Source organism: Brevibacterium sp. 239c, assembly GCF_900169365.1.
Taxonomy (GTDB): domain Bacteria; phylum Actinomycetota; class Actinomycetes; order Actinomycetales; family Brevibacteriaceae; genus Brevibacterium.
This window is the reverse complement of sequence record NZ_FXZH01000009.1, coordinates 43,913-69,270: the sequence shown is the minus strand read 5'-3', so window position 1 is coordinate 69,270 and position 25,358 is coordinate 43,913. Positions and strand designations below refer to the sequence as shown.

Here is a 25,358-nt window from a genome sequence, read left to right as displayed (position 1 = left end):
TGGGATCCGAACGGATCCCAGGGGCCTGACTCATGTGCCGGGGCCGACATGCGGGCCGCCCCTTTCAGGGAGGCGACGGCTTAGTCGGGTCAGTCTGTCAGGTATCCATCGAGGTCATCGACGATCTGTTTCGCCCCGATTGGCCCCAACCCGAGGAACCAGACGTCGTCTTCGACTCGGAAGGCTCTGTCGTCCTCTACTGCCTTTATCCCCGACCATTGGCTGCCGGAGACTGCTGCGGTCTCACCGGTGGCCTCAGGGTCGCCATAACTGGTGTAGAAGACGTAGTCTCCACCAGCCTGGTCCAGATTCTCCGGAGAGATCTCGACCGCGAGCTCAGCAACGTCCTGTGCTTCAGGACGGGCGAGCCCGGCATCGTCGAGGATGACGCCGATGAGGGACTTGTTGCCGTAGAGCCGCAACCTGTCGGGCATGAATCGCACGAGTGAGATAGTCGGCTCGCCCTCGACCGTCTCGTCGAGTTCGTCGGTGGCCTTCGCATATTCATTGAGCACGTCTGTGGCTTCATTCTCCATGCCCAGCGCCTCGCCGACGAGCATGAAGTTCTCCTTCCACGGGAACCCCGGCCGAATCGAGAACACCGTGGGTGCGATTGATTCGAGTTCGTCGTGGAGCGTGTCGGCACGCAGTTGGCTGCCCAGAATGAGATCCGGCTCAAGCTCGGCAATCGCCTCGAGATCGAGTTCGTTGATCGTGCCCACCGTGTCGACGTTTTTGACCTGATCGTCCAGGTAGGAGGGCACCGGGTGAGCTCCCTCGGTGGTGACCATACCGACGGGAGTGATGCCCAGGGCGAGGACATCGTCGAGTTCACCGGTGTCGAGCACGACGACCCGTTTGGGCGCTTCCTCAATCTCGGTGGTGCCGTTGGCATGTTTCACCGTGCGGGGAAATGCCCCGGGCTCAGCATCACTTCCCAGCTCAGCGGTCTCTTCATCGGCTTTTGCGAAGGCTTTACCACCGGTAGCAACATCCTTTTTTCCAGTGTCCTCACCCCTGTCAGCTTCTGTGCCGGATGTGCAGGCGCTGGTGAGCAGGAGGACGGACAAAGCGGTTGCGGCCACTGCGCAGGTTCCGCGGGAAGTAATATGCATAAGGTAAGCATAACCTTGCTAACGGTGACTCTTGGGCGCTGGTGTCACTCAGTCACAGGTGGCACGTGGTCACAGTTCACACTTAGTCACGGTTGATACGGTGGAGGGCCAAATTCACACGCTGTCCGAGGATTTCGTTTCCCTCCTGACGCAGCAGGCCTGTGGCCAAGCGACTGTGACAGGTGCTGGGTGTGCCGTCGGCATAGATGATCCGCCACCACGGCGCAGCATCAGCGATCTGACCCACGAGGCGTCCTGCCTGGCGGAGGCCGACGTTGATTATGGTCGCGATGTCTCCGTACATTGCCACGTATCCGGCAGGCACAGATCTCACAGCCCTCCGAACTGCGTCTTGGAGGCTCGGCCGCTTCGCACTCGCAGAATCAATCGGGCTGCGCATTGCCGTACCGCCTGATTGCAAATGTGGTGGAGTTACAGCCGTTGCCTCCTGAACCGATATAGAGTAGGAATCGCCCTGTGTTCATAAGCGCCTGTGCTCCCATGATCTGCATCCCTCATCTAAGTTGAGCGTGACCGTTGGTATCTCTTCCACCCTAGACCTGCGGTTGAAGATCTGGCGCGGACGATGGGGGGCTATAGGTCAGTAGATGTGTACGGGGGAGCGCGGGTCAGGTGAATGCGTAGAGCCCCCATCCAATGGATGGGGGCTCTACGACTTTCGTGGCGGGGGCAAGATTTGAACTTGCGACCTCCGGGTTATGAGCCCGGCGAGCTACCGAACTGCTCCACCCCGCGGCGTTTGTTTACTTGGTAAATACTACGTCCTCGCAAGTCAGAAGCATAATCGGCATGCAGATGACACTACGTCTCCCCCGGCAACACGGCCGAGTCGCCACCGCAGGATGTTGTTTTGGACAGGGCCGGGGGATCGGGGGAGAAGGGGGCTGCTGAAGGTTTGGTTGACTTCATGACGAGATCGTCCGGGCATTCTTCGGCCCTGGCCGGAGCGGTCGTCGGCTGCTTCCGTCTCGTACGAACCCCATCGATGCCCAGCCTGTGCATCAACCTCTTGCTGGTGCACCGGGCCACCGGACCGAACCGGCCGGTATGCTCACGATTGATCGCCTTCCACATCTTCCGCGCCCCGTAACAGGAATAGTTCGCCTCATAGATGTCTTGGATGATGACCATGAGTTCCCGGTCCTGACGGGGACGGGCTGAGGGTAGGCGCTTCTTAAGCGCGTAATACGAGCTCACAGCAATCCGTGCAGCAGTCCCTGAAAGGGCGCGCACGATTGGCTCGACTCCGAACTCGTCGCAGTTGTTGTCGATGAAGCCGACGATTCCCCCGCAAGCGGGAGGTGCCCCCTCTTGGATGGGCGGTCGAGCTCCGCCGCGAAGAAAGCCGACGCCCGGCGCAGTATTTGGTTTGCCCGTTTCGCTTCGGTCAACTCGGCGCGCAGTCGACGGTTCTCGGCATCAAGGTCGACCGATTCCGCCGGCGTGGCTTTGCCGGAGTCCTTGTTCTTGCGCACCCAGACTCACAGGGTCTCCTTGCTCAGGCTGAGTTCGTTCGCGACGCGGGTGATTGCCCCATTCGCGGTCTCAGGATCGGCTTGAGTATGGATGACGAGTTCGACGGCACGAGCTTTGGGTTCGTCGGTGTATTTCATTGGTATGAGAGGATCTCCTTCTTCCAATCTCCCTGCCTCTATTATCCTCAGGGCGATGGCGATTCACCTCCTCAAACACCGTACTCGTGCCCACGCCGGCACGCCTCGACCCTCGTACGTCAGACCGGGCCAGACCTGGTGGTACACACACCTACGGACCAGGCGGGCGTGGAGACTCCTGGCCGGACTGATCCGTGACGACCAGCTTTTCACCTGGTTGGGCCTGGCGAAGGAGGGCGTCACGGTCGCGCGGACGACGAACCCGTTAGAGGGCGGGTCGAACGGGGCCATCAAGGAGTTCCTACGACTCTGCAAGGGTCTACCGGCCGATCATGCCGGGCGGGGAATCGACTGGCTGTTGTATCTGCAGACAGAAGCAGCGAGGGATCCGTGGGACTTCGTCACGTCGGCTGCGAGGACGAAGAAGCCTCGGCGCACAGCCGCGGAGGCTGATGCCGGTCGCCGGGAGACAAAGTCTTTGTATGGGACGTCGTTCAGCGTCAAGGACGGTAGCGGGATCCAGAAAGGGTGGGACGGGCGATCACGGTGAGACCATCAGGGCTAGCCTGCCGGACACACTCTACCCATACACGCACTTTGAGCATTAACCCAATCATGGGGATGCGGGGAGCCAGAGACAAAGAATGTGCCGCGAAACCGAGTGAACGATTTCGCGACACATTCGCAACGTGGCGGGGGCAAGATTTGAACTTGCGACCTCCGGGTTATGAGCCCGGCGAGCTACCGAACTGCTCCACCCCGCGTCGTGTTTTCTACTTTACACGAGTGGTCTCCTGCGGGCCAAACCGTTTATGAGTGACGTCCAACACATGTCTGCTTGCCGTTCAACTGGCGCCCCATTCTGGAATTGAGTGCGTCTATTGAGTTGCATGTAGTTGAAATAAAAACTATAGTCATTCTTGTACTTCAAATTTCAACCAACAGGAGAAATCATGACTGCTCTTCCAAAGGGACTCACTGCAGGAACCTGGAACATCGACCCAGTGCACTCCGAGTTCACATTCACCGCACGCCACGCTGGCGTCTCGAAGGTGCGCGGACACTTCGAGGACATCGCTGGCAGCGTCAACGTCGGTGAGACCCTCGAAGGCAGCACAGTTGCCGCTGAGGCCGACGTCGAATCGATCACCACACGCAATCCTCAGCGCGACGGTCACCTTAAGGGCGGTGACTTCTTCGAGGCTGAGAACAACCCGAAGCTGACCTTCAAATCCACACGGATCAACGCTGCTTCCAATGAAGAGTTCGAACTCATCGGTGACCTCACGATGCGCGGTGTGACGAAGGAAGTCACCTTCGCCACCGAGTTCAGCGGCGTTGCCACCGATCCCAACGAGAACCAGGTCGCGGGCCTCTCGGCTGCGGCCCAGGTCGATCGTAAGGACTTCGGTATGGAGTTCAATGCCGTCCTCGGCGGTGGAGAACTGCTCGTCTCCAACAAGATCAAGATCGAACTTGAACTCGAACTCGTCAAGGCCTGAACAGTCTGACGCTGACGCTGCCACAGGTGCATCTGCGCTGTGGCGGTCACAGTGAAAAGGAGTGAATAGAGGAGGGGACGAATCGCAGAACTGCGATTCGCCCCCTCCTCTATATGTGCCGGCTCTGTGTGAGCCTGGTGCTTCGTTCTGTGTTCAGATCAGGGCTGGTGGCATCAGTCCTGGCTGCGCAGCGCATTGGGATTCTGCTTCAGGTCGGCAGCCAGCTCGTAGAACAGCTGTGCCCCGCGATCGACATCCGCTGCAGACTTGCAGAATGAGTAGCGGATTGATGCTCTGTACGCCGTGTGAGCAGGGGATCCGGTCCGACAGAGGGCTGGAACGGGAATTCCGACTATCGAATACCGTCGAGCCAATAGGTTGTTGAGCTCGAAAGCGTCCAGATCAGTCAGGGCGGAGAAGTCGACGACGGTGAAGTACCCAGCAGCCGGCGTTGATGCAATGCCCCCTGGAATAGCACGGCAAGCCGGAACCAGGACGTCTGCTCGCTGCTGCAGTGAAGATCGATTTTCATCCACAAACGTCGAACCCCCGGCCAGTGTCCGTGCCAGGCCCACCTGCAGGGGACCGCTTGCTGTGAACGTGAGGAACTGTTTGACCGTCTGGATGGCCTGCCTGACCTCAGGCTCAGCAATCACCCACCCGATCTTCCATCCGGTCGCGTTCCAGGACTTTCCCGCTGAGGAGACTGTGACGACTCGTGAGCTGTCGCTCATGGCCACGGCCGGTGCCACATGTGGCGTACCGTCGAGGACCAACTGTTCGTACACTTCGTCGGTCAGGACCCACGCGTCGGCGGCGACTGCTGCTTCACCGATGCGAACCAGATCCTGTTCGGTGAACATGAAACCTGTCGGATTGTGGGGAGTATTGATGAGAATGATCGAGGGACGGCTGCCGGCAGCAGTGACAGCATTGTCGAAGATGTCCCAATCGGGCTCGAACCCGCCCTCAGCGGTTGACAAGATTGGCACGGTGATCATCGACCCACCGGCGGCGGCGATTGCCGCAGGGTAGGAATCATAGAACGGTTCGAATGCGAGAACCGTCCCGCCCCGGGGGAGGAGAGCCAGAATCGCGGCGGTGATGCCCTCTGTGGCTCCACAAGTGTAGAGCACGTCCTGGGGTGAGACCTCGTGGCCGAAGTCCCGCTGCCGTTGGTGAGCCACAGCCTCGAGCAGCGCCGGACTGCCCTGGCCCGGCGGGTACTGGTTGCAGCCCTCACGCATGGCGTCTGCCGCGGCCTCGATGAGTTCGGCAGGAGCATCGGTTCCAGGCGCTCCCTGCCCCAAATTCACAGCTCCGGTCTCTGCCGCGAAAGCCGTCATCTGTCCATAAATCGTCTCGCCGATCGTTCCGTCGGCGTTGATCAGTCCGGCCGCATCAGCCATTGAATGCCACAGATCAGCACGCATCACATCGGGCATCTGTCTCCCTCTTCGTCAGAGATGTTCGGGTTGCGTCGAAAACTGACGCTCAGGTGTGGGATTGAGGGGTGGCAGGGGCGATCCGACCCAGCGCATCGAGGGCACGTTCGTGGAGTTTCGAGTTGCTGGCCAGGGCATTCCCGCCGAACGGTCCGGACTCGCCGGCCGTGTTCGTGAACGTTCCGCCTGCTTCAACGACGATGGGTACCAGCGCACCCATGTCGTAGAGCTCCAGCTCGGGTTCGCAGGCGATGTCGACGGCTCCTTCGGCCAGAAGCATGTATGAGTAGAAGTCTCCAAAGCCTCGGGTCCGCCACAGGGAATCGCAGAGCGCGAGGAAGTCGTCGAGGACGCCGAGTTCCTTCCAGCCGGAGAGGGAAGCATACGACATCGAGGCGTCTTCGAGGGCATCGACGTCAGAGACGTGGATGGGCTTCGCAGGTTCTCCCAGCGCCGAGGTGAAAGCACCGTGACCGACTTCGGCCCACCATCGTCGCCCCAGAGCAGGAGCTGAGATCATGCCGATGATCGGTGTCTGTCCGTCGTACAGGGAAATCAGAGTGGCCCAGATGGGAACGCCCCTGACGAAGTTCTTCGTGCCGTCGATAGGATCGATGATCCACCGCCTCGGCGAGGTCCCGTGGGATCCGAACTCTTCGCCCAGGACACTGTCCTCCGGTCGTTCGCGTTCGAGACGATCCATGATCGCGGTCTCCACGGCACGGTCGCATTCGGTCACGGGTGTCAGATCGGGTTTGGTCTCGACGGTGAAGTCCTGCGCCACGAAATGACGGTTGCTGATGGAGTCCGCGAGGTCGGCGAGTTCGGTCGCCAGGTCGAGATCGTTCATGGTCCCACCTTATCCAGACGAGGGCAACAGTCTGCGCAGCGACTCCAACCGTGAGACTCCGCCGGGGCCGGCCTTGCCCTCGCTGACCCAGGAGTCGAGCTGACATCCCGGTGCCTCGGACTGATGGGTGCAGCCGCGTGGACACTCGGCAGTGGCTTGGACGAGTTCTGGGAAGGCTGAGATCAGTGTCTCGCGATCGACGTGGGCCAGACCGAAGCTGCGGACTCCCGGGGTGTCCACGAGCCAGCCGCCACCGTCAAGACGAAGACAGATCGCGGAAGACGAGGTGTGTCGACCCCGACCGGTGACGTCATTGACGTGGCCGGTGGCCCTCTCAGCGCGGGGGACGAGAGCATTCATGAGGGTCGATTTGCCGACCCCCGAATGACCGATGAGCACACTGATCTGGCCCTGCAGACGGTCGAACACCCTCGCATCGGTCAGTGTGCCGTCGGGGCTGAGCCCTGAGGATATGATCTCCACTCCGGTCTCCGAGAACCGCTCCATGATGCCATCGGCCGGTTTCAGATCGGTCTTGGTGACGATGAGCAGGGGAGTGATGCCGGCGTCGAAAGCCGCAGTCAGAGCCCGGTCGATGAGACCGTAGGAAGGTTCGGGGTCCTCGGTTGCGGTGACGATGCCCATGACATCGACATTGGCGACGATCACCCGCTCGGTCGGGTCTGTGTCATCAGCGCTGCGACGCAGCAGTGTTCGCCGCTCAGTGATCTCAACGAGGCGCGCCAGCGACCCCTTGCCGCCCGAAGTGTCGCCGACGAGTTTGACGATGTCCCCGGGCACGACTGCGTCTTTGCGCAGGTGGGAGGCTCGTACAGCCGTGACATCTGAAGTGGTTGCGCCAGCGCCGGGGGAATCACGGACGTCACCGCTGTCATTGGCAACGACCACGCGGTAGCGTCCCCGGTCAACAGCGGTGACAAGTCCCTCGATCGCAGCATCGTGGTTCGGCCGGTTCTTCGTTCGTGGCCTGGAACCGCGTCTGCTGGGCCGGGGGCGATAGTCCTCGTCACGGTAGATCCGTGCCATCTCAGGCCCGCCGACTCAACATGTCTTCCCACAGCTGGGTGAACTCCGGCAGTGTCTTCGCTACAGTGTCGGCATTCTCGATGACCAGCCCGTCGACGCGCAGACCGAGAATGGCTCCGGCCATGACCATTCGGTGGTCGTTGTACGTATGCCAGGTTCCTCGGCGCGGGGAGGCGCCCGTGATCGTCAGAGATGTCGGTTTTTCGTCGACGTCGATCCCGATGGCACCGAGCTCGCGGCGAAGTGCCGAGAGCCGATCGGTCTCATGCCCTCGGAGATGACCGATCCCAGTCAGATTCGAGGTGCCGTCTGCCAATGCCGCCAGAGCAGAGACGACGGGTGTCAGTTCACCAATGGCGGAGAGGTCGAGGTCAACAGCCTGCAGGACTTCTGGGCCTTGGACTCGCAGGCCGTTTCGATCCAGAGTCACAGTGCCGCCGAAGGCTTCGGTGATGGCTCTGAACCCATCACCGGCCTGCGTCGTATGAGCTGGCCAATCCAGTATCGTCACATCGCCGTTGGTAGCCAGAGCAGCGGCGACGAAGGCCGCCGCATTGGACAGATCCGGTTCGACGTGAACGTCGAGTCCGCGTGGGCGACCCGGTTCTATGATCCAGCGTTCGGGTTCGGGCTCGGTGACGTCGACGCCCGCATCGGCGAGGACTTCGATGGTCATATCGACATGAGCTCGGCTGGGGACAGCCTCGCCGCGATTGACGAGCTCGATTCCCAGGGGCATGACCGGCGCGGTCAAGAGCAGGCCCGAGACGAATTGGCTGGAGGCGCTGGCATCGATCTCAAGGTGGCCGCCGCGCAGCTGTGATTGGGCATGGACCGTCATCGGCAGGAGATTGTCCTCTGCCGTGATGGAGGCGCCGAGGCGGGTCAGAGCATCGATGATCACCGACATCGGCCTGACCCTGGCTTGTTCGTCGCCATCGAGGACGATCTCACGTCCAGTGGCTGCGGCGAGCGGGGGCACGAAGCGCATCACGGTTCCCGCCAGTCCGCAGTCGATGGCGACGGGTGGGCCTTCACGGTGTGCGGAGAAGTCAATGGGGGTGATGTGCAGGTTGCCGTTGACGTTGTCGATATCGGCTCCGAGCGCCTTCAGAGCATCGACCATGAGTTCAGTGTCACGACTGCGCAGCCACCCACGCACGAGTGACTGCGATTCGGCCAGTGCGGCGAGGATGAGATAGCGGTTGGTCAGCGACTTTGAACCGGGAACGCTGACAGTGGCGGTGACGCCGCCACCGGCGACCGGCGCAAGCCAGTCACCTGTGGCGGGTGCGGTGAGATCGGGTGTGTCAGTCAACGCCAAGTGCACTCATTGCTTGTTTCGAGGTGTCTTCGACCGACGACCAGAGATCTTCGGCGGCATGCTGTGTGCGCCACCAGAGTCCTGGCTTGCCCGCCGTGTCGACGCTGGCCAGCAACGCGCCACCGAGCATCGAGGTGCGGATCAGGGTGCGCTCCGTGCGTGCCCGCTTGTCATCCTTCGATGTCGTCTTGTCAGCAGCGATACGCTCGCCGACGGTGTCGAGGAGGTAAGTGCCGACGAGGATCGTGGCACTCACGCGAGGGAATCGTCCGATAGCCAACAGTGATCCCGCAGCGACCTGAGCCGCTCCTGTGGCGCGTGCCAGGGTAGGAGCATCGATGGGTACGTCGATCTGTTTGCGTGCCATGTTCAGCAGCGCACCGATCGAGGCGGCCGCTGCTTCTGGCCTGCGCAGACGGTCGACCCCGTTGCTGATGTAGCCGGCGGCCAGCATGGGCCGTGCGAGGAATCTGATTGGAGACACTATGGTCCTTCCTACGTGTCGGGCATCTCACTGGCAAGCATAACGGTTGTGCGGGAATAGTGGGGCCTCGGCCCGGTGTTGAACAGGAGAACACGCGCCGGTGAGGGAGATCCTTCCCGGTGCAGAGTCGAAAGGCAGAAGGAGAAGTCTGTGAACGCCACTGCCGTCCTCGAGAGAACGGGCGTACCATTGACTACGATGACCGAATCAGTCAAAGATGTCCCCGAAACCAAGGCCGAGCGTTCGGCCCGTTTCGAGCGTGACGCTCTGGAGTATCTCAATCAGCTCTACGCAGCTGCACTTCGAATGACCCGAAATCCTGCCGACGCCGAAGACCTCGTCCAAGAGGCCTACGCGAAGGCTTATGCGGCGTTCCATCAGTACAAGCCGGGAACCAACCTCAAGGCATGGCTGTACCGGATTCTGACGAATACCTTCATCAACAACTACCGGAAGAAGCAGCGCCAGCCGCTGGAGCACGGCAGCGAGGACATCGAGGACTGGCAGATCGCCCAGGCTGCGAGTCATTCGTCCTCCGGTGGTCGCTCCGCAGAACTCGAAGCTCTCGACCATCTTCCCGACTCCGACGTCAAGGACGCGCTGTCGGAGCTTCCGGAGGACTTCCGCATGGTTGTCTACTATGCCGATGTCGAAGGTCTGCCGTACAAGGAGATCGCTGAGATCATGGATACGCCCATCGGCACCGTGATGTCGCGCTTGCACCGGGGGCGCCGTCAGCTGCGTGACATGCTTGCCGACTACGCTGCGGATCGCGGCTTCTCCTCACCTGCAGGAGGTGCGAAATGAGCGATGAATGCTGTGAGAATGTGCGCGCGGAATCCCTGATGCGCATCTACCACTATCTTGACGGAGAGCTGACGACGACGGAGATCCGCGAGATCTCGGTACACCTCGAACAGTGTCCGTCGTGCCATGACGAATACGAGATCGAGGCGCTGCTCAAGGAATTGGTGCGCAGATCCTGCAGTCGGGAAGAAGCACCGATGGGGCTGCGCGAGAAGATCCGCCTGCGTATCGCCAGCGAACAGGCCGTGTGGCCCGGAACCGGAGCGTAGAGATACGAAACAGGCATATGAAGAGGGCGGGGAAAATATCTATTCTCCCCGCCCTCTTCATATGTCCTGGTTGATTCGAAGGAATCAGCTGAGTGGACGTTTTCCGTGGTTCGCCTTGTTACGGCGACGATCGTGACGCTTACGGCTGCGCTTACTCATAATCACACTCCTTCGCTAGATGCTTCATTCTTTCATGACTGGTGTGTCTGGGCAAAGTATCGCTCAGGTCATAGCCGGTCGGACTCCTGCGGTTTGCGACTGTTTGGGCCCAGGTCAGGAATCGCCCATGGCATCTTGGACACCGAGCCATGGGAACCAGCCACGATGCAGCACCAACCAAGCGAGCAGCCCGTAGCCTTCCTGAGCTGGAAGATGGTCTCGTGAGGATGCGATCTCACGCTGCCACACGGGATGGCCCAGCAGAGGCGTGAACGTATCGACATAGGCGATTCCTCGGCGCTTTGCGACGTCTGAGAAGCTCGCATTGAGCTCAGCGATCGCACGATTCCGGTCGGAGTTGTACTCCGGGGGAGGCCCGATGACGAATGTTGAGACCTTCCTCGCCAGCGCCTCATCGAGCACATTGGCCACATCGAGCCGAGCACGAGCCACGGAACGACCTGAATCGAGGTCCCCGGAGCCCAGGGCCAGCACCAAACGGTTGTCCCCATCGGAGGTGAACCTCAGGGACGCCTCGGAGATGGTTCGGGCATGCAGATCCGCAGAGTCTTCGTGCGGTACGGCCAGGGGAAAGACTCTGAGGTCGGGCAGGCTCGGCAAGGTCCTGGCCGTGACGCGTCCGACCCAACCGAGGCCACGACCATCACCGTGACCGGCGACCAGAGGGCCACCGATCACAGCAACGGTCGTTGGAGTCACTGAGCTCACCGGCTGAAGATCCTGTCGATGAGTTCCTGCTGCTGGACTTCGTGGACATGCTTGAGTCCGGTCGCAGTCGCAGCGGAGGCAGGACGTGAGATCACGGTGAGCTCACGATCGCCGAGGAGCTCAGGCATGTTCAGCGCCATGAACGGCCAAGCTCCCTGGTTCTCCGGCTCTTCCTGGGCCCAAGCCAGCTGAGCGCCGGCAGGGTACCGGTCGAGCAGAGCCGCGATGGAATCCTCGTCGAGCGGGTAGAGCTGTTCGACGCGGACCAAAGCCGTCGTCGTGTCATTGCGCTTCTCACGCTGTGCCAGCAGGTCCCAGTAGAGCTTTCCGGAGACCATCACGACGCGCTCAACCTGCGCGGGATCGACGATGGAATCGTCGATGACGGGTTCGAACGTTCCCGAAGTGAAGTCCTCAGGTGAGTTCGCGGCGGCCTTGAGCCGCAGCATCGACTTCGGAGTGAAGACGATGAGCGGACGCTTGTTCGTCGTCATCGCATGACGGCGCAGGAGGTGGAAGTACGAGGCACCATTCGACGGGTATGCGACGGTCATGTTCGATTCGGCACACAGCTGTAGGTAGCGCTCGATGCGAGCAGAGGAATGGTCAGGTCCCTGTCCCTCATATCCGTGGGGCAGGAGCATGACGACGCCGGAGTTCTGCTGCCACTTCTGCTCCGAGGACGAGATGAACTCGTCGATCACGGACTGAGCACCCTGCGCGAAGTCACCGAACTGGGCTTCCCAGGCGACCAGGGCATCCTTGCGTTCGACCGAATATCCGTATTCGAAGCCGACCGCAGCGTACTCGCTCAGCAGGGAGTCATAGACCCAGAATCGAGCCTGTTCATCGCTGAGATTCTGCAGCGGAGTCCACTCATTGCCGTTGACGGCGTCGATGAGCACCGAATGGCGCTGCACGAAGGTGCCGCGACGTGAATCCTGGCCGGCGAGGCGAACAGGAATTCCGTCCATGAGCAGCGAGCCGAAGGCCAACAGCTCGGCGAAGCCCCAGTCGATGCCGCCGGACAGCGACATCTCCTTGCGCTTCTCGAGCAGGGCACGCAGTTTCTTGTGGATGGTGAAGTTCTCTGGAACAGCGGCGAATGTCTCGCCGATGTGTTGCAGAGTCTCCGAGCTGATCGCCGTCTCGGCATTGTTGAATGCTTCGATGTCGCTGGGCACGTGCGGAGCATTGAAGGCGTCTCCGTCGTAGGAACCGGACTCGGCTTCCTTGGTCTCGGCAAATGCCGATTCCAGTTTCGACTGGTAGTCCTTGAGGGCTTCGGTGGCTTCTTCGGCGGTGATGCATTTCCTGCCGACAAGCGATTCGGTGTAGAGCTTGCGCACCGAACCCTTCTTCTCGATGAGGGAATACATCAGCGGCTGGGTCATCGATGGATCGTCACCCTCGTTGTGTCCCCGACGGCGGTAGCAGACGAGGTCGATGACGACGTCGCGGTTGAATTCCTGACGGTATTCGAACGCGAGACGGGCGGCCCTCACAACAGCTTCGGGGTCATCCCCGTTGACGTGGAAGATCGGTGCGTTGATCGACTTCGCGACGTCGGTGCAGTAGTAGGACGAGCGGGCCGAGGCCGGGGGCGTGGTGAAGCCGACCTGGTTGTTGATGATGATGTGGATGGTTCCACCGGTCCGGTAGCCGCGCAGCTCCGAGAGGTTGAGGGTCTCAGTGACAACACCCTGACCTGCGAATGCCGCGTCGCCATGGACGAGGACGGGAAGCACGGTGAATCCGGCTTCTCCCTGGTCGATGAAGTCCTGCTTGGCGCGCACGATGCCCTCGAGAACCGGGTCCACGGTCTCGAGGTGGCTGGGATTGGCCGCGACGTAGACATCGGTGGAGTTGCCCGCTGGCGAGGTGAAGGAACCCTCGGTGCCCAAGTGGTACTTGACATCGCCGGATCCCTGCACGCTGTCCGGAGACATCGTTCCGTCGAACTCACGGAACATCTGCGCATAGGACTTGCCTGCGATGTTGGTGAGCACGTTGAGACGTCCACGGTGGGCCATGCCGATGGCGACCTGTTCCATGCCGGTGTCCGCCGACTGGTTGAGGACCTCGTCGAGGAGGACGATGGCTGATTCGCCGCCTTCGAGGCTGAAGCGCTTCTGCCCGATGTACTTCGTCTGTAGGAAGGTTTCGAAAGCTTCGGCTGCGTTGAGGCGGCCGAGGATGTGTCCCTGCTCCGAGCGTGTCAGCTCCTGATGCGGAACCTCAATCTTTGCCTGGAACCAACGACGCTGCAGCGGATCGGCGATGTGCATGTACTCAAAGCCGATGGTGCGGCAGTAGCTCTCGCGCAGGAGTCCGAGGATGTTGCGGAAGGGCATCATCGGCTTGGCACCGAAGCCACCCGTGGGGAACTCGCGTTCGAGATCCCACAAGGTTAGGCCGTGCTGGTTGATGTCGAGGTCCGGGTGGGAACGCTGACGGTAGACGAGCGGATCGATGTTCGCCATGAGGTGCCCGCGGGTGCGGTAGGCGTCGATGAGCTCGATGACGCGAGCGGTCTTGTTGACATCGTCCTGGTCTTCAGCAGAGACATCAGGCACCCAGCGCACAGGCTCGTAGGGCAGACGCAGTGACTCGAAGACGTCGTCGTAGAAGCCGTCCTCGCCGAGGAGGTAGCTGTGGACGAGCTTGAGGAACTCGCCCGATCCGGCACCCTGGATCACGCGGTGATCGTAGGTGGAGGTCAGCGTCAGGACTTTGGACACGGCCAGCTTGTTGATCGTGTGCTGGCTGGCGCCCTGGAACTCTGCCGGGTAGTCGAGAGCACCGACACCGATGATGCAGCCCTGGCCCTTGGTCAGACGCGGCACTGAGTGCACGGTTCCGATTCCGCCGGGGTTAGTCAGCGAGACCGATGTGCCCGCGAAATCATCGGCCGTGAGCTTTCCCTGCCGAGCCTTGTCGACGAGACCGTCGTAGGCATCGACGAATTGGCGGAAGGTCAGGGTCTCAGCCTTCTTCACGTTCGGCACCAGAAGCGTGCGCGAACCGTCCTTCTTCGGCACATCGATTGCGAGACCGAAGTTGATGTGAGCGGGGGAGACCATGACCGGCTTGCCGTCGCGGACATCATAGGAAACGTTCTGCGAGGGGAAGTTCTGCAGAGCCCGGATGACAGCGAAGCCGATGAGGTGGGTGAAGGAGACCTTGCCACCGCGGGTCCGCTTGAGGTGGGAGTTGATGACGATGCGATTGTCGATGAGGGCCTTGGCAGGCAGCGCCCGGACGGACGTGGCCGTGGGAACCTCGATCGAATCATCCATGTTCTTGGCGATCAGCTTCGCGGGACCGCGCAATGGAGTCACGGTCTCCTCGGGAGCCGGTTTCGGCTCGGTGTCCTTTACGGCGACTGTGGGCACAGACTTGGTCTCGGCCTTCAGCGTCTCGGACTGAGCCGACGATGGGGAGATTCCGCGGGGACTGTCATCCGCGACAGAGTCTGCACTCGAGGCATCCTTGGCGGACTTGTCGGCGGACTTAGTCGGCGCTTTGGCTGCTGGTTTCGCATTGGACTTCGCGGCCGGCTTGGTGCCGGTCTGCGCGGTGGGTTTGGCGTCTGCAGTTTTCGCTGCTACCCCATTCCCGTTCTTTTCGTACTTGTCGAAGAACGGCCACCATGACTGGTCGACCGAGTTCTTATCGGACTTGTACTGTTCATACAATTCCTCGACCAACCACTCATTCGACCCGAAGTCGTCGACGGTGCGGTTCGGAGTATTGACGGACACGGCGTTGATCGCCTACTTCCTGATTCAAGAATTGCTGCTTAACGACATGACCAGCCTAACGCGATGTACCCGCGTATGTCCGCATAGGGGACAATAGTGTTATGCGTTTCATCTCAAATGACCCGAATAATGATCTGACCTACTCAGATGTCTTCCTGGTTCCCAATTCGTCCTCGTTGACTTCTCGGTTCGATGTCGACCTGTCGACGACCGATCCCACGGGCTCCACGACCCCGATCGTGGCCGCGAATATGACTGCCGTATCCGGCCGCCGAATGGCTGAGACCATGGCACGCCGAGGTGGTCTCGCGGTTCTGCCGCAGGACATCCCCCTGTCCGCGGCCCAGGACACGATCGCGTGGGTGAAGAGTCGCGACCGTGTCTTCGACTCTGCACTGCGGTTCTCTCCGGAGGACACGGTGCTCAATGCACTGCACGTATTGGCCAAACGTGCCCACGGCTTCGGAGTGGTCGTCGACGATGACGGGAAGCTCGAAGGAGTGATCGACTCGTCGAGCCTCAAGGACGTCGACCGGTTCACCGCGGTGTCTGCACTGTTGGAACCCTCTCCGCACATCATTAGAGCCTCGGATGTCGACTGGTCGGACGGCGCGCAGCTGGAGTCCTTGTTCGAGTCCATGAACGAGGCCCGCACCCCATTCGCCGCTGTCGTCGATGACAGCGACAGGGTGCTGGGATCCCTGACACCCAAGTCTTTGCTGCGCTCGTCGATCTACGCCCCTAACCTCGATAGTCAGGACTCGCTGAAGATCGCGGTGGCTGTCGGAGTCAACGGCAACGCCGTCGAGCGGGCCTCCGCTCTGGTCGCAGCCGGAGCCGACGTGCTGGTCGTCGACACAGCACACGGCCATCAGGTGAAGATGCTCGATACCCTGGCCTCGATCGCGGCCGCGGATCTCGGAGTGCCCATCGTCGCCGGCAATGTCGTCACCGCTGACGGTGTTCGCGATCTCGTGTCGGCCGGTGCCCAGATCATCAAGGTCGGTGTCGGACCCGGTGCCATGTGCACCACGCGCATGATGACGGCAGTCGGCCGTCCGCAGTTCTCGGCTGTTCGCGAATGCGCCGAGGCTGCCAGGGAACTGGGTGCTCACGTATGGGCGGACGGGGGAGTGCGTTATCCCCGCGATGTGGCGCTGGCTCTCGCTGCTGGTGCATCGCAGGTCATGGTTGGGTCCTGGTTCGCCGGCACCCATGAATCCCCGGGTGACCTTCTGATCGACGGTGAGGGCCGCAAATACAAGGAGAGCTTCGGCATGGCATCTGCACGGGCCGTGGCGAACAGGACTCGGACTGAATCCGCATTCTTGCGTGCACGCAAAGGACTGTTCGAAGAGGGCATCTCGTCGTCGACTATGTACATTGACCCAGAATCTCCTGGAGTCGAGGACCTGCTCGATGGCATCACTTCGGGTGTGCGCAGCTCCTTCACCTATGCGGGAGCCCGGAGTCTAGAGGAATTCGCGGATCTTGCCACGGTCGGAGTGCAGAGCGCGGCCGGTTATGACGAAGGCCGACCGTTGTCCCGGAGTTGGTAAGCTCTCACCATGCACAGTGACAGTCCCGGCCGGCGGGAAGCCGGCGCCCCAGACGACGACCCTCACCCCCTGAGGTTCGATCACATCACTCAACGTGATCTCCTGACCGCGAACGGCAGGGATCGTCACTGATGGAATGGCTGTACCTTGCGTTAGCACTCTTCCTGATCGGCGGCACCGGCGTCTTCGTCGCTGCCGAGTTCTCACTTCTCACGCTGGACCGCCACACTGCAGATAAAGCGGTGGAGGACGGCGTGGTCGGAGCCAAGATCCTCCGCCGATCGATGACCCACCTGTCCACGCAGCTGTCTGCGGCACAGGTGGGCATCACAATCACGACTCTTCTGACCGGTTACCTGATGGAGCCGTCCTTGGGCAGGCTTTTGGCACCGGTGTTCGAAGCGATGGGTGCCAGTCCAGGGCTCGCTGCTCCGATCGCGCTGACGATCGCACTCATTCTGTCCACGATCCTGTCGATGATCTTCGGTGAGCTGGTGCCGAAGAATCTGGCGATTGCAGTTCCCCTGGCCACCGGTCGTATCGCCGCGCCGGTGCAGTATGTCTTCTCCCTTGTCTTCAAGCCTGTGATCAGCGTGCTCAACGGCACCGCCAACAAGATCCTGCTGACTTTCGGCATCGAGCCTCAGGAGGAGGGCTCTGTTGGCCGCTCGCCCGAAGAGCTCACCTCTTTGGTGCGTCACTCCGCTGAAGAGGGAGTGCTCGATGAGCAGACGGCTGACCTTCTCCAGCGGACGCTGAGCTTCTCCGAGCGAACCGCAGAGGACGTGATGACTCCGCGCACACGTATGTCATCGGTGGTCAAGGACACGACCGCGCGAGCGATCATCGAACAGGCCCGAGAGACAGGGTTCTCCCGTTTCCCGGTCGCCGGAGAAGACAAGGACCATATCCTCGGCGTCGTTCACGTCAAGCAGGCCTTTGCTGTTCCGCTGGCGAACCGCGACGATGCATACGCTGGGGGACTGATGACCGAGGTGACCGAGATTCCCGAAACCCTTCTGCTCGATCCGCTTCTTATGGAACTTCGAGCCAAGGGCCTGCAGATGGCAGTCGTCGTCGATGAGTTCGGAGGCACCGCCGGTGTCGTGACCCTCGAAGACGTCGTGGAAGAACTCGTCGGTGAAGTCGCCGACGAACATGACCGGATGCGTGTGGCGGCACGGCCCGCCCGTGATGGCACCTGGATCGTTCCGGGACAGCTTCGCCCCGACGAAGTCTCATTGACGATCGGTCTCGACATACCTGAAGATTCCGACTATGAGACTCTGGCTGGATTCGTCCTCAAAGAGCTGGGCCGGATCCCGGAGCCCGGCGACCAGATCCGCACTGAGGACGCACTGATCCGAGTCGAACGGATGCACGGTCGACGCATCGAAAGGCTGCGCATACTCCTTCGTGCAACCGACGCGGTCGGCTATGAACAGGGTGGTGAGTTCTGATGAGCACCGACTGGTTGGGCCTCATCTGGCTCCTCGTGCTGCTTCTGGGCAATGCCTTCTTCGTGGCCGCCGAATTCGCCGTGGTCGCGGCCAAACGATCGCAGCTCGAGCCCCGAGCACAGGGGGGGTCGGCGGCAGCGAAGACCGCTCTGTACGCGATGGAGCATGTTTCGGTGATGCTCGCGATCTGTCAGCTGGGAATCACCGTCTGCTCTCTGCTGTTGGGCAATGTTGCGGAGCCGGCCATTCACCACCTCCTGTCCGGCCCGCTGGAGGGACTGGGGATTCCGGCAGGACTGTCTTCGACGATCTCCTTCATCCTGTCTCTCGGTGTCGTCACCTACCTGCACGTGGTGATCGGTGAGATGGTGCCGAAGAACATGGCGCTGGCGGGCTCGGCGCGGGCAGTGATGCTGCTGGCACCTCCGCTCGTCTTCCTGTCCCGAGTCTTCGGCTTCGTCATCAAACCGCTGAACGGTCTGGCCAACTCGATCCTGCATCTGTTCAAAATCGAGGCTCGCGACGAGGTCAATGAAGCGTTCACGATCGAGCAGGTTGAATCGATCGTCGCTGAGTCCAAGCGCGAAGGCCTGCTCACCGACGACACCGGGTTGCTCAAGGGTGCGCTGGAATTCAGTGACAAAACAGCCGCCGACATCATGGTGCCCATGTCCGAACTGATCACCATCGTCTCGAGTGTGACCCCCGACGATCTCGTCACCCTGGTTGGAAAAACCGGGTTCTCGAGGTACTTCGTAACCGACGATGACGGCTACCCGCAGGACTATCTCCACATCAAGGACGTTCTCTACGCCGACAGCACGCTCGAATACGGTGCGCCCGTTCCGGCGAAGCGATTCCGTCCTCTGTTCACTGTGACCGCCAGTGATGAGGTCGAAGAGGCACTGTCCCAGATGCAGAAGGTCGGCATCCACGTGGCCAGGGTCGTCTCGGAAGAGGGCAACGTGCTGGGTCTGCTCTTCCTCGAAGACGTCTTGGAAGAACTTGTCGGTGAGGTTCAGGACGCCATGCAGCGGGGCCGACACCAGCACTGAGCATGACATCGCCCACAGATCACTATCGATCTGTGACGCGGGTCATCCACGAACTTAATGCTTTATAACAATATGTTACGAATCTCCCCGACCAGCGGCCGCAAATACGTTATCTGTGCCGCCCTGGTGGGGGCGAAAGCATGTGTAACCCGAGGTCACACGCCAAGTATGAACGGAAAATGACAATCTGTAACGAGGTCGTTATAGTGTTGTGACATAAGGTTTTCGTTTGCCGGTAATCATCACGGCCGAAATAGGGACAACAGTACGGAGTAATATGTCGAGTGAGTCCTCGACCGCAGAGGCGCAACCGGTTCGCCGCCGCGATCTGCGCAAGCAGCATACGTCTTCACCCGTGACATCTGTCTTCTCCAAGCAGCATGCGCCATCGGCGCCGCAGCACTCGGGCCCGACTCCTTCAACACCACTCTCGCCGCGACGCGCCGCGATGGCTGCAGAAGCCAAAGCGGCTGCAGGGTCACCGCGTCGGGCCGCAATGGCCAAAGAAGCGTCGGCTCGTCCCGATCATGGTGGTTCGGCATTCGTCGCCGCCCGGATGGGCAGCCGCGGATCGGACGGTTCTCTTCTGCGGTCGGTCCGTCGTCGTCGCATGACAACTTTCTCCGCACTGGCAACTGTCTCCGTGACGGGTACCGCAATCGCTGCCGTCATGGTCGCCGGCAACATGAGCGGCAACCAGGAAGTCAAGGTCGACGAGACTGCAGCCGATACTCAGGCTCGTGCAATCAATTCCGAATCCGTTTCGGCCGACATCAAGGCCGACGACGAGAAGACGAGCATGGCCATCGGAGCGCCCAGCGCAAAGCAGACCAAGGTGGAGGCCGCCTCGCGCGCCATCACGAAGACGGTGCTGCCCGGCTGCAAGGACGAGGCGCCCAAGGGCCATGTGTCGAACGGCGAACTGCCCGAAGACTGGCTGTGCGAGGTCGGCGTGGGCAAGCACAAGCTGCGTTCCGATGCCGCCGTGTCGTTCGCAAAGATGAACGCTGCGTACAAGAAGGACACTGGCAAGGAACTTGCCATCACTGATTCTTATCGCTCGCTCGAATCCCAAATCTCCGTTGCCGAGCGCAAGCCCGGATTCGCTGCCCGGCCGGGTACGTCCAACCACGGTTGGGGAATCGCGCTCGACCTCGGCGGCGGTACCGAGACAGGAACCGGCCCGCAGTCCGAGTGGCTCATCGCCAACGGTGAGAAGTACGGCTGGGAGAACCCGGACTGGGCCAAGCGCAACTCCTATGAACTCTGGCACTGGGAATATGTTCCCGGGCGCAAGGACATGAAGGGCGCCTGATGCTTTCAACCGCGTGCAATCGAGTCTCGATTGCACGCGGTTTCGTTTTGGGAAGCACTACATGTCGGTGATAGCATTGCATCCGTTGCCCGCGTAGCTCAGTGGATAGAGCGTCTGCCTCCGGAGCAGAAGGTCGTAGGTTCGAATCCTGTCGCGGGCACCACATGCCGCCCTCCTCAACACCTGAGGTGGGCGGTTTCTGCTATCACCGATTAGGGTGGTCTATAACGAATCTCAACCAGCTGATGAAGGTCATGATGTCGACTCCTGCGGACGTGACGAGCTCTGATGTCGTGCTCAGTGCACAATCGGTGCGCAAGAGCTTCGGACGCGGCGACACCGCAGTGACAGCCCTCGACGACATCACGGTGAACTTCGAAGCCGGTAGGTTCAGTGCGATCATGGGCCCCTCGGGTTCAGGAAAATCCACCTTCATGCATGTCCTCGCCGGTCTCGACAGAGTGGATTCCGGCACCATCACCCTAGGCGGTCAGGAGATCACAGGTCTCAACGACAAGGAACTGACGCAACTGCGACGCGACCGCGTCGGATTCATCTTCCAGGCATTCAATCTGGTTCCCACTCTCAGTGCCGAGCAGAACATAGAACTGCCGGTGGCCTTGGCACGCAAAAGGATCGATCCCGAGTGGAAGACCGAAGTCGTTGAGCGCCTTGAGCTGGGGGATCGGCTCAAACATCGCCCGCATGAACTCTCCGGCGGTCAGCAGCAGCGTGTTGCTGTGGCTCGTGCCCTGCTGACTCGCCCTGACGTGATCTTCGCCGACGAGCCCACAGGCAACCTCGACTCACAAGCCGGTGCTGAAGTGCTGGCGCTGCTGCATGGAGCAACAAGCCGCTACGGGCAGACGATCATCTTGGTTACCCACGACCCCGTAGCCGCCTCACACGCGGATCGAGTCGTGCTCCTCAAAGACGGTCGTGCCGGAGGGGAAGTGCACCAGCCCTCCAAAGAGTCCGTGGTCTCCGCGCTGGGTGAACTGAGCGACCTGTGATCGCAGTCGCTCTGGCGGAGATTCGTATCCACTGGGCGCGATTCCTCGCAGTGGGACTCGGCATCGCGCTGGCCGCGGGTTTCGTCGCCTCTACTCTGATTATCAGCTCGTCTTTGCAGGCCAGCCTGAAGGAGTCTGTGTCGCACACATTCTCCGAGGCCGACCTCGTCATCGTCCCGGGCCAGGACATCTTCGTCAACGGGCAGGAAGCCGCTCCGCTGACCAAGCCGCTGGAACAGGTCGAGGGAGTGGACACTGCAACTGTCAACGCGCGAACAACGACGACCGGTCGAGGGCAGACATTCTCTGAGAGCACGTTCGCTTTGACACCTGCACCCGCAGACCCGGGCCTGGACACATTCGCGCTCACCGATGGGACCCGGCCCGAGTCCCTCACAGATCTCGTCCTGGACGAGAAGACCGCGGATGACCTGGGGGTGGGCATCGGCGACGAGATCCGCTTCTCCGTCGGCCCTGACGATGAGGCGATGCCCGTCTACCGGGGGCCGAATCAAAGCAACACGACGTTCACCGTCGTCGGCCTGGCCTCTATGGACAGCGGCCCGGCGACTGCAGGATCGCACCGCGGGCTAACCACCTCGGCGAGCTATCAGGAGTACTTCGCTTCGCAGGGTGATGTTGTCGCGATACAGATCGCTCTCGACGAGGGTGCTGATCCGAACGTGGTCCGCGCACACCTTCAGGACGCGATCGACGACTCAGCTCTGCAGGGAAGCCTGGAGGCGATGAGCGTCGGCGATGCCATCGATGTGAAGACGGATCGGCTCTCCGGCAGCAATGAGGTCGTCACCTGGCTGCTCCTGGCCTTCGCCGGCATCTCCGTCATCGTGGCGATACTGGTGGTGTCCAACACCTTCTCCGTCATCGTGGCCGGTCGCAGGCGCGAACTGGCACTGCTGCGCTGCCTGGGTGCATCACGGGTTCAGCTCTACGGGTCCGTGGTGACCGAGGGAACCTTTATCGGGCTGCTTGGCTCGATCTGTGGAGTGGTGGTCGGGACGGGGCTCAGCTTCTGCCTCGCCGCGGGAGCGAAGCAGGTCTGGCCCAACGAATTCGACTATCTCAGCCTCAGCGTTCCTCTCTCGGCGCTGCTGATCGGCATTGTCGTCGGTGTGCTCCTCACGGTCCTTGCCACCATCCGACCGGCCCGCAGCGCCATCGCTGTGACGCCGTTGGAGGCGCTGCAGCCCCTCGACGAGTCCCTGTCGCCCTCGCGGCACAGCCGGGTGCGTCAGCTCATCGGGTGGTCGAGCATCGGCCTCGGAATCGTGCTCCTCGTCGCTTCGGTCTATCTCATCGGGAGATCACCGGGGTGGATCCTGGGTGGGGCGCTCGGGGGCGCACTGCTCGTTTTCGGCCTGATCCTGTGCTCCGTGATGATCATTCCGCCGATCCTCGCAGCAATCGGCGACCTGGCGTTCAGTCCCTTCGGCGTCCCGGGCCGCCTCGCCACGTTGAACACTCTGCGCAATCGCAGCCGAACCGCGGCTACGGCAACCGCACTCATCATCGGTGTCACCCTGGTGGCGACGATCGTGGTCGGTGGAATGTCGACGAAGGCCACGCTGAGCTTCGGACTCGACCAGCGCTATCCCGTCGACATCTCCGTTCCGCTCGAAACCACCGTCGATCGGGACGAAGCCGATGGTGTGCGTGAGATTGCAGGGGTGGAAGCCGTCGTCATCGCCCATCGGGCGGAGGTGCTCGGTGACCACGGCGATATGCCCCCCGAGCTCTATGTCATCGATCCCGATTCCGCCCAGACTGTGCTCAGTGAGGGCGCCGAGCCACCCGTTCCGGGGAAAGTGCTCGTCCCCGACGACTACGGGCCAGAGAGCATCCGCATCAAGGGGCTCACCGAGGCGACTCTTCCGGTTGAGAAGGCCGGTGACTCGAGTCTGGTCTTCCTCACCACCCCGGATGTCGGCAATGATCTGGGTGTGTCCGCGACCTCCACCTCCGTCCTGGTCAAGGTCGATCCGGATGCCTCAGTCTCCGACATCTTTCGAATCCAACAGGACGTAGCCGAAGAACTCGACGTGACCAGTGACGAGGTGGGTGGTTCGGCAGTGGCCCGAGGCCAATACTCCGAATTCATCGATGTCCTCCTCATCGTTGCGGTGGCCCTGCTGTTCGTCGCCGTCCTCATCGCCCTCCTCGGCGTCTCGAACACGGTGAGTTTGTCGGTGATCGAACGTCGACGAGAGAACTCTCTGCTCCGGGCACTGGGCCTGAGCATCTCCCAGCTGAGATCGATCCTCGCACTGGAAGCCACCCTCATCTCGTCTGTGGCGGCACTCATCGGGCTCCTCCTCGGCGGGGGACTGGGCATCGTCGGCACCAGTCTGATCACGCATGACTATTCCAATCGGCTCATCGTCGACTGGTCGATCCCCTCAACTCTGGGTATCCTTCTTGTCGCGATTCTGGCCGGTCTGCTCTCGGCGCTGGCACCGGCCGGACGGGCAGCACGGCTGTCACCGGTCGAAGGACTTAAACAGGAGAACTGACCCCGGCGATTCTGGTGCGGGGTACCGGATGGTAGAAATGCAAGCATGAAATCTGCGTGGGCATCAATTCTGATCGGCATCGGAATCATTGTCGCCGCATTCAATCTCCGTCCAGGCGTGACGGGGCTTTCGCCGCTGCTGGATGCGATGGGATCCGAGATCCATCTCAGCTCCGCCTTTCTGGCCATCATCGGAATGCTGCCGCCGCTGCTCTACGGAATCAGCGGCTTCATCACCCCACGGCTGTACAACCGCTTCTCTGGACTGACGATCTCCCTGGCAGTGATGATCATGATCACGGCGGGTCTTGGCCTGCGCGCGATCGTCGACTCTCCCGCACTCTTCCTGGCACTCAGCGTTCTCGCGCTGCTGGGCATGGGCATCGGCAACGTGGTCGTGCCACCGATCGTGAAGTCCTACTTCCCCGATCGGGTCGCACTCATGTCGACTGTGCACGTGGGCATGCTGCAGTTGGGAACATTCATCCCGCCACTGGTGGCCGTGCCGTTGGCATCGAAGTTCGAATGGCGCGGGTCTCTGCTCGTGTGGGCAGCATCCGCAGCAGCCGGGATTGCTGTCTGGGTCCTGATCGCCGTTCTCCGGCCCTCGCCCCGATCGCAGGTTACAGCCACAGTCGTCGGCGGCAGCGAGCTGCTCAGATTGGTCAAGACCAAGCGCGCCTGGGCCCTGATGACGATGACCGGGTTGACCTCTTTCAACAACTTCATCCTGTTCACCTGGCTGCCCACCCTGCTCACACGTTCCGGTTTCGACCCGGCATTTGCAGGAGCCATGCTCGCCCTGGTGACCGCGATACCTCTCGTCCTCGGGTTCGTTCTGCCGCTTCTGGCACAGAAGATGCGCACAGCCTCACCGATCGTCGCGGTCTTCTGCGGCTCTCTGGCCGCCGGGTACCTCGGTCTCTGGCTCGTCCCCGAAGCCGCACCAGTGTTGTGGACGATTCTGTTGGGAATTGGGATCTCAACGTTCCCACTGGCCCTGACCCTGATCACCCTGCGCTCTCGCAGCGCCGAGGCCTCGGCAGCGCTGTCCGGCTTCGTTCAGGGCGGTGGCTACCTGATGGCAGCAACTGGCCCCCTGATCTTCGCCTTCTTGATTCAGTCCTTTGATGCGATGTGGCCAGCTTATGCGGTGGTCCTGGCCTCCACCGCGGTGAAATTCGCGGTCAGCTTCTCCGCCTGTCGCCCAGGCTCGATCTGATCCGTCCACCTCCCGGGTTGAGACGATGCTGAGGACTATGACACCTGATTCGCCGTCGACAACCGGACACGAGTA

Annotated in this window: 24 protein-coding genes and 3 tRNA genes; 12 read left to right on the top strand and 15 right to left on the bottom strand. The window is 61.3% G+C overall.

All coding sequences use genetic code 11. The features are described from left to right. Positions 1–89: 89 nt before the first annotated feature. The 6 genes from BSP239C_RS10200 to BSP239C_RS21130 all read right to left on the bottom strand — a co-directional run bounded on the left by BSP239C_RS10200 (position 90) and on the right by BSP239C_RS21130 (position 2,749). Positions 90–1,115: an ABC transporter substrate-binding protein gene (locus BSP239C_RS10200; protein ID WP_101572473.1), complete on the bottom strand. Its 1,026-nt coding sequence runs from the start codon at positions 1,113–1,115 to the stop codon at positions 90–92. An 82-nt stretch (positions 1,116–1,197) separates the two neighbouring features. Next, positions 1,198–1,515 (bottom strand): MGMT family protein, encoded by a 318-nt coding sequence (locus BSP239C_RS10195; RefSeq protein WP_101572471.1) that lies wholly within the window; start codon positions 1,513–1,515, stop codon positions 1,198–1,200. Between the two features lie 282 nt (positions 1,516–1,797). Beyond that, a tRNA-Met gene (locus BSP239C_RS10190) sits at positions 1,798–1,871 on the bottom strand. A gap of 66 nt (positions 1,872–1,937) precedes the next feature. Then, positions 1,938–2,333 carry an IS3 family transposase gene (locus BSP239C_RS10185; protein WP_145997431.1) on the bottom strand — a complete coding sequence of 132 codons (396 nt, stop codon included), beginning with the start codon at positions 2,331–2,333 and terminating at the stop codon, positions 1,938–1,940. Next, positions 2,330–2,611: a hypothetical protein gene (locus tag BSP239C_RS20705; RefSeq protein WP_180958979.1), complete on the bottom strand. Its 282-nt coding sequence runs from the start codon at positions 2,609–2,611 to the stop codon at positions 2,330–2,332. Before BSP239C_RS20705 ends, BSP239C_RS10185 begins: the two co-directional genes overlap by 4 nt. Before the next feature lie 6 nt (positions 2,612–2,617). Continuing rightward, complete coding sequence (locus tag BSP239C_RS21130) at positions 2,618–2,749, bottom strand: hypothetical protein (RefSeq protein ID WP_257930165.1); 132 nt, start codon at positions 2,747–2,749, stop codon at positions 2,618–2,620. 55 nt (positions 2,750–2,804) lie between these two features. Here BSP239C_RS21130 and BSP239C_RS10175 point away from each other — a divergent pair, with 55 nt between their 5' ends. Continuing rightward, positions 2,805–3,299, top strand: a complete 495-nt coding sequence (locus tag BSP239C_RS10175) for a hypothetical protein (protein WP_145997430.1) — start codon at positions 2,805–2,807, stop codon at positions 3,297–3,299. Between the two features lie 140 nt (positions 3,300–3,439). Here BSP239C_RS10175 and BSP239C_RS10170 read toward each other — a convergent pair. Beyond that, positions 3,440–3,513 (bottom strand) — tRNA-Met (locus BSP239C_RS10170). Positions 3,514–3,702: 189 nt separating this feature from the next. Between BSP239C_RS10170 and BSP239C_RS10165 the strand changes: the two genes are divergently transcribed. Next, on the top strand, positions 3,703–4,251 hold the full coding sequence (locus BSP239C_RS10165) for a YceI family protein (protein ID WP_101572465.1): 549 nt from the start codon (positions 3,703–3,705) through the stop codon (positions 4,249–4,251). A gap of 173 nt (positions 4,252–4,424) precedes the next feature. Here the strand turns inward: BSP239C_RS10165 and BSP239C_RS10160 are convergent, their stop codons facing one another. Genes BSP239C_RS10160 through BSP239C_RS10140 form a run of 5 tightly spaced genes read right to left on the bottom strand, consistent with a single transcriptional unit; the run spans position 4,425 to position 9,401 of the window. Continuing rightward, the gene (locus BSP239C_RS10160; RefSeq protein WP_101572463.1) at positions 4,425–5,696 is read right to left on the bottom strand and encodes an aminotransferase class I/II-fold pyridoxal phosphate-dependent enzyme; all 1,272 of its coding nucleotides are present in this window, start codon (positions 5,694–5,696) and stop codon (positions 4,425–4,427) included. A 49-nt stretch (positions 5,697–5,745) separates the two neighbouring features. Further along, positions 5,746–6,546: a histidinol-phosphatase gene (gene hisN, locus BSP239C_RS10155; RefSeq protein ID WP_101572461.1), complete on the bottom strand. Its 801-nt coding sequence runs from the start codon at positions 6,544–6,546 to the stop codon at positions 5,746–5,748. Positions 6,547–6,555: 9 nt separating this feature from the next. Beyond that, positions 6,556–7,593 (bottom strand): ribosome small subunit-dependent GTPase A, encoded by a 1,038-nt coding sequence (gene rsgA, locus BSP239C_RS10150; RefSeq protein WP_101572459.1) that lies wholly within the window; start codon positions 7,591–7,593, stop codon positions 6,556–6,558. A gap of 1 nt (position 7,594) precedes the next feature. Next, entirely contained in the window at positions 7,595–8,911 is a 1,317-nt protein-coding gene (gene aroA / locus BSP239C_RS10145) for a 3-phosphoshikimate 1-carboxyvinyltransferase (RefSeq protein ID WP_101572457.1), read from the bottom strand. Continuing rightward, positions 8,904–9,401, bottom strand: coding sequence for a DoxX family protein (locus BSP239C_RS10140; RefSeq protein WP_101572455.1), 498 nt, complete (start codon positions 9,399–9,401; stop codon positions 8,904–8,906). Before BSP239C_RS10140 ends, aroA begins: the two co-directional genes overlap by 8 nt. A 150-nt stretch (positions 9,402–9,551) precedes the next feature. Here BSP239C_RS10140 and BSP239C_RS10135 point away from each other — a divergent pair, with 150 nt between their 5' ends. Further along, positions 9,552–10,208, top strand: a complete 657-nt coding sequence (locus BSP239C_RS10135) for a sigma-70 family RNA polymerase sigma factor (RefSeq protein ID WP_374701024.1) — start codon at positions 9,552–9,554, stop codon at positions 10,206–10,208. After that, the gene (rsrA, locus tag BSP239C_RS10130) at positions 10,205–10,477 is read left to right on the top strand and encodes a mycothiol system anti-sigma-R factor (protein WP_101572451.1); all 273 of its coding nucleotides are present in this window, start codon (positions 10,205–10,207) and stop codon (positions 10,475–10,477) included. The genes BSP239C_RS10135 and rsrA overlap by 4 nt, the downstream gene beginning before the upstream one ends. 84 nt (positions 10,478–10,561) lie before the next feature. Here rsrA and BSP239C_RS21360 read toward each other — a convergent pair whose 3' ends face one another. From BSP239C_RS21360 to BSP239C_RS10120, 3 genes are all read right to left on the bottom strand, one after another. Further along, positions 10,562–10,636, bottom strand: a complete 75-nt coding sequence (locus BSP239C_RS21360; RefSeq protein WP_374701025.1) for a 50S ribosomal protein bL37 — start codon at positions 10,634–10,636, stop codon at positions 10,562–10,564. Between the two features lie 114 nt (positions 10,637–10,750). Then, complete coding sequence (locus BSP239C_RS10125; RefSeq protein WP_101572449.1) at positions 10,751–11,365, bottom strand: GDSL-type esterase/lipase family protein; 615 nt, start codon at positions 11,363–11,365, stop codon at positions 10,751–10,753. Then, positions 11,362–15,129 (bottom strand): multifunctional oxoglutarate decarboxylase/oxoglutarate dehydrogenase thiamine pyrophosphate-binding subunit/dihydrolipoyllysine-residue succinyltransferase subunit, encoded by a 3,768-nt coding sequence (locus BSP239C_RS10120; RefSeq protein WP_101572447.1) that lies wholly within the window; start codon positions 15,127–15,129, stop codon positions 11,362–11,364. The genes BSP239C_RS10125 and BSP239C_RS10120 overlap by 4 nt, the downstream gene beginning before the upstream one ends. Positions 15,130–15,230: 101 nt before the next feature. On the opposite strand from BSP239C_RS10120, the gene BSP239C_RS10115 reads away from it, so the two are divergent. The 8 genes from BSP239C_RS10115 to BSP239C_RS10080 all read left to right on the top strand — a co-directional run bounded on the left by BSP239C_RS10115 (position 15,231) and on the right by BSP239C_RS10080 (position 25,283). Beyond that, positions 15,231–16,688 (top strand): GuaB1 family IMP dehydrogenase-related protein, encoded by a 1,458-nt coding sequence (locus BSP239C_RS10115; RefSeq protein ID WP_101572445.1) that lies wholly within the window; start codon positions 15,231–15,233, stop codon positions 16,686–16,688. Positions 16,689–16,819: 131 nt separating this feature from the next. Continuing rightward, positions 16,820–18,148, top strand: coding sequence for a hemolysin family protein (locus BSP239C_RS10110; RefSeq protein WP_101572444.1), 1,329 nt, complete (start codon positions 16,820–16,822; stop codon positions 18,146–18,148). Then, positions 18,148–19,203 (top strand): hemolysin family protein, encoded by a 1,056-nt coding sequence (locus tag BSP239C_RS10105; protein WP_101572442.1) that lies wholly within the window; start codon positions 18,148–18,150, stop codon positions 19,201–19,203. The genes BSP239C_RS10110 and BSP239C_RS10105 overlap by 1 nt, the downstream gene beginning before the upstream one ends. A gap of 277 nt (positions 19,204–19,480) precedes the next feature. Next, a complete protein-coding gene (locus BSP239C_RS10100) occupies positions 19,481–20,518 on the top strand; it encodes a D-alanyl-D-alanine carboxypeptidase family protein (RefSeq protein WP_101572440.1) in 1,038 nt (345 codons plus the stop codon). A gap of 87 nt (positions 20,519–20,605) precedes the next feature. Further along, a tRNA-Arg gene (locus BSP239C_RS10095) sits at positions 20,606–20,681 on the top strand. A gap of 94 nt (positions 20,682–20,775) precedes the next feature. Beyond that, complete coding sequence (locus BSP239C_RS10090; RefSeq protein ID WP_180958978.1) at positions 20,776–21,531, top strand: ABC transporter ATP-binding protein; 756 nt, start codon at positions 20,776–20,778, stop codon at positions 21,529–21,531. After that, on the top strand, positions 21,528–24,062 hold the full coding sequence (locus tag BSP239C_RS10085; protein ID WP_101572437.1) for an ABC transporter permease: 2,535 nt from the start codon (positions 21,528–21,530) through the stop codon (positions 24,060–24,062). The genes BSP239C_RS10090 and BSP239C_RS10085 overlap by 4 nt, the downstream gene beginning before the upstream one ends. A 45-nt stretch (positions 24,063–24,107) precedes the next feature. Next, positions 24,108–25,283, top strand: a complete 1,176-nt coding sequence (locus BSP239C_RS10080) for a CynX/NimT family MFS transporter (protein ID WP_101572435.1) — start codon at positions 24,108–24,110, stop codon at positions 25,281–25,283. Positions 25,284–25,358: the final 75 nt, after the last annotated feature.

Excerpts from the sequence above, each read along its gene's own strand:
- BSP239C_RS10200 (WP_101572473.1), bottom strand. The coding sequence starts at position 1,115 with ATGCATATTACTTCCCGCGGAACCTGCGCAGTGGCCGCAACCGCTTTG.
- BSP239C_RS10195 (WP_101572471.1), bottom strand. The coding sequence starts at position 1,515 with ATGCGCAGCCCGATTGATTCTGCGAGTGCGAAGCGGCCGAGCCTCCAA.
- BSP239C_RS21130 (WP_257930165.1), bottom strand. The coding sequence starts at position 2,749 with ATGAAATACACCGACGAACCCAAAGCTCGTGCCGTCGAACTCGTCATC.
- BSP239C_RS10175 (WP_145997430.1), top strand. The coding sequence starts at position 2,805 with ATGGCGATTCACCTCCTCAAACACCGTACTCGTGCCCACGCCGGCACG.
- BSP239C_RS10165 (WP_101572465.1), top strand. The coding sequence starts at position 3,703 with ATGACTGCTCTTCCAAAGGGACTCACTGCAGGAACCTGGAACATCGAC.
- BSP239C_RS10160 (WP_101572463.1), bottom strand. The coding sequence starts at position 5,696 with ATGCCCGATGTGATGCGTGCTGATCTGTGGCATTCAATGGCTGATGCG.
- hisN (WP_101572461.1), bottom strand. The coding sequence starts at position 6,546 with ATGAACGATCTCGACCTGGCGACCGAACTCGCCGACCTCGCGGACTCC.
- rsgA (WP_101572459.1), bottom strand. The coding sequence starts at position 7,593 with ATGGCACGGATCTACCGTGACGAGGACTATCGCCCCCGGCCCAGCAGA.
- rsrA (WP_101572451.1), top strand. The coding sequence starts at position 10,205 with ATGAGCGATGAATGCTGTGAGAATGTGCGCGCGGAATCCCTGATGCGC.
- BSP239C_RS10115 (WP_101572445.1), top strand. The coding sequence starts at position 15,231 with ATGCGTTTCATCTCAAATGACCCGAATAATGATCTGACCTACTCAGAT.
- BSP239C_RS10110 (WP_101572444.1), top strand. The coding sequence starts at position 16,820 with ATGGAATGGCTGTACCTTGCGTTAGCACTCTTCCTGATCGGCGGCACC.
- BSP239C_RS10105 (WP_101572442.1), top strand. The coding sequence starts at position 18,148 with ATGAGCACCGACTGGTTGGGCCTCATCTGGCTCCTCGTGCTGCTTCTG.
- BSP239C_RS10100 (WP_101572440.1), top strand. The coding sequence starts at position 19,481 with ATGTCGAGTGAGTCCTCGACCGCAGAGGCGCAACCGGTTCGCCGCCGC.
- BSP239C_RS10090 (WP_180958978.1), top strand. The coding sequence starts at position 20,776 with ATGTCGACTCCTGCGGACGTGACGAGCTCTGATGTCGTGCTCAGTGCA.
- BSP239C_RS10080 (WP_101572435.1), top strand. The coding sequence starts at position 24,108 with ATGAAATCTGCGTGGGCATCAATTCTGATCGGCATCGGAATCATTGTC.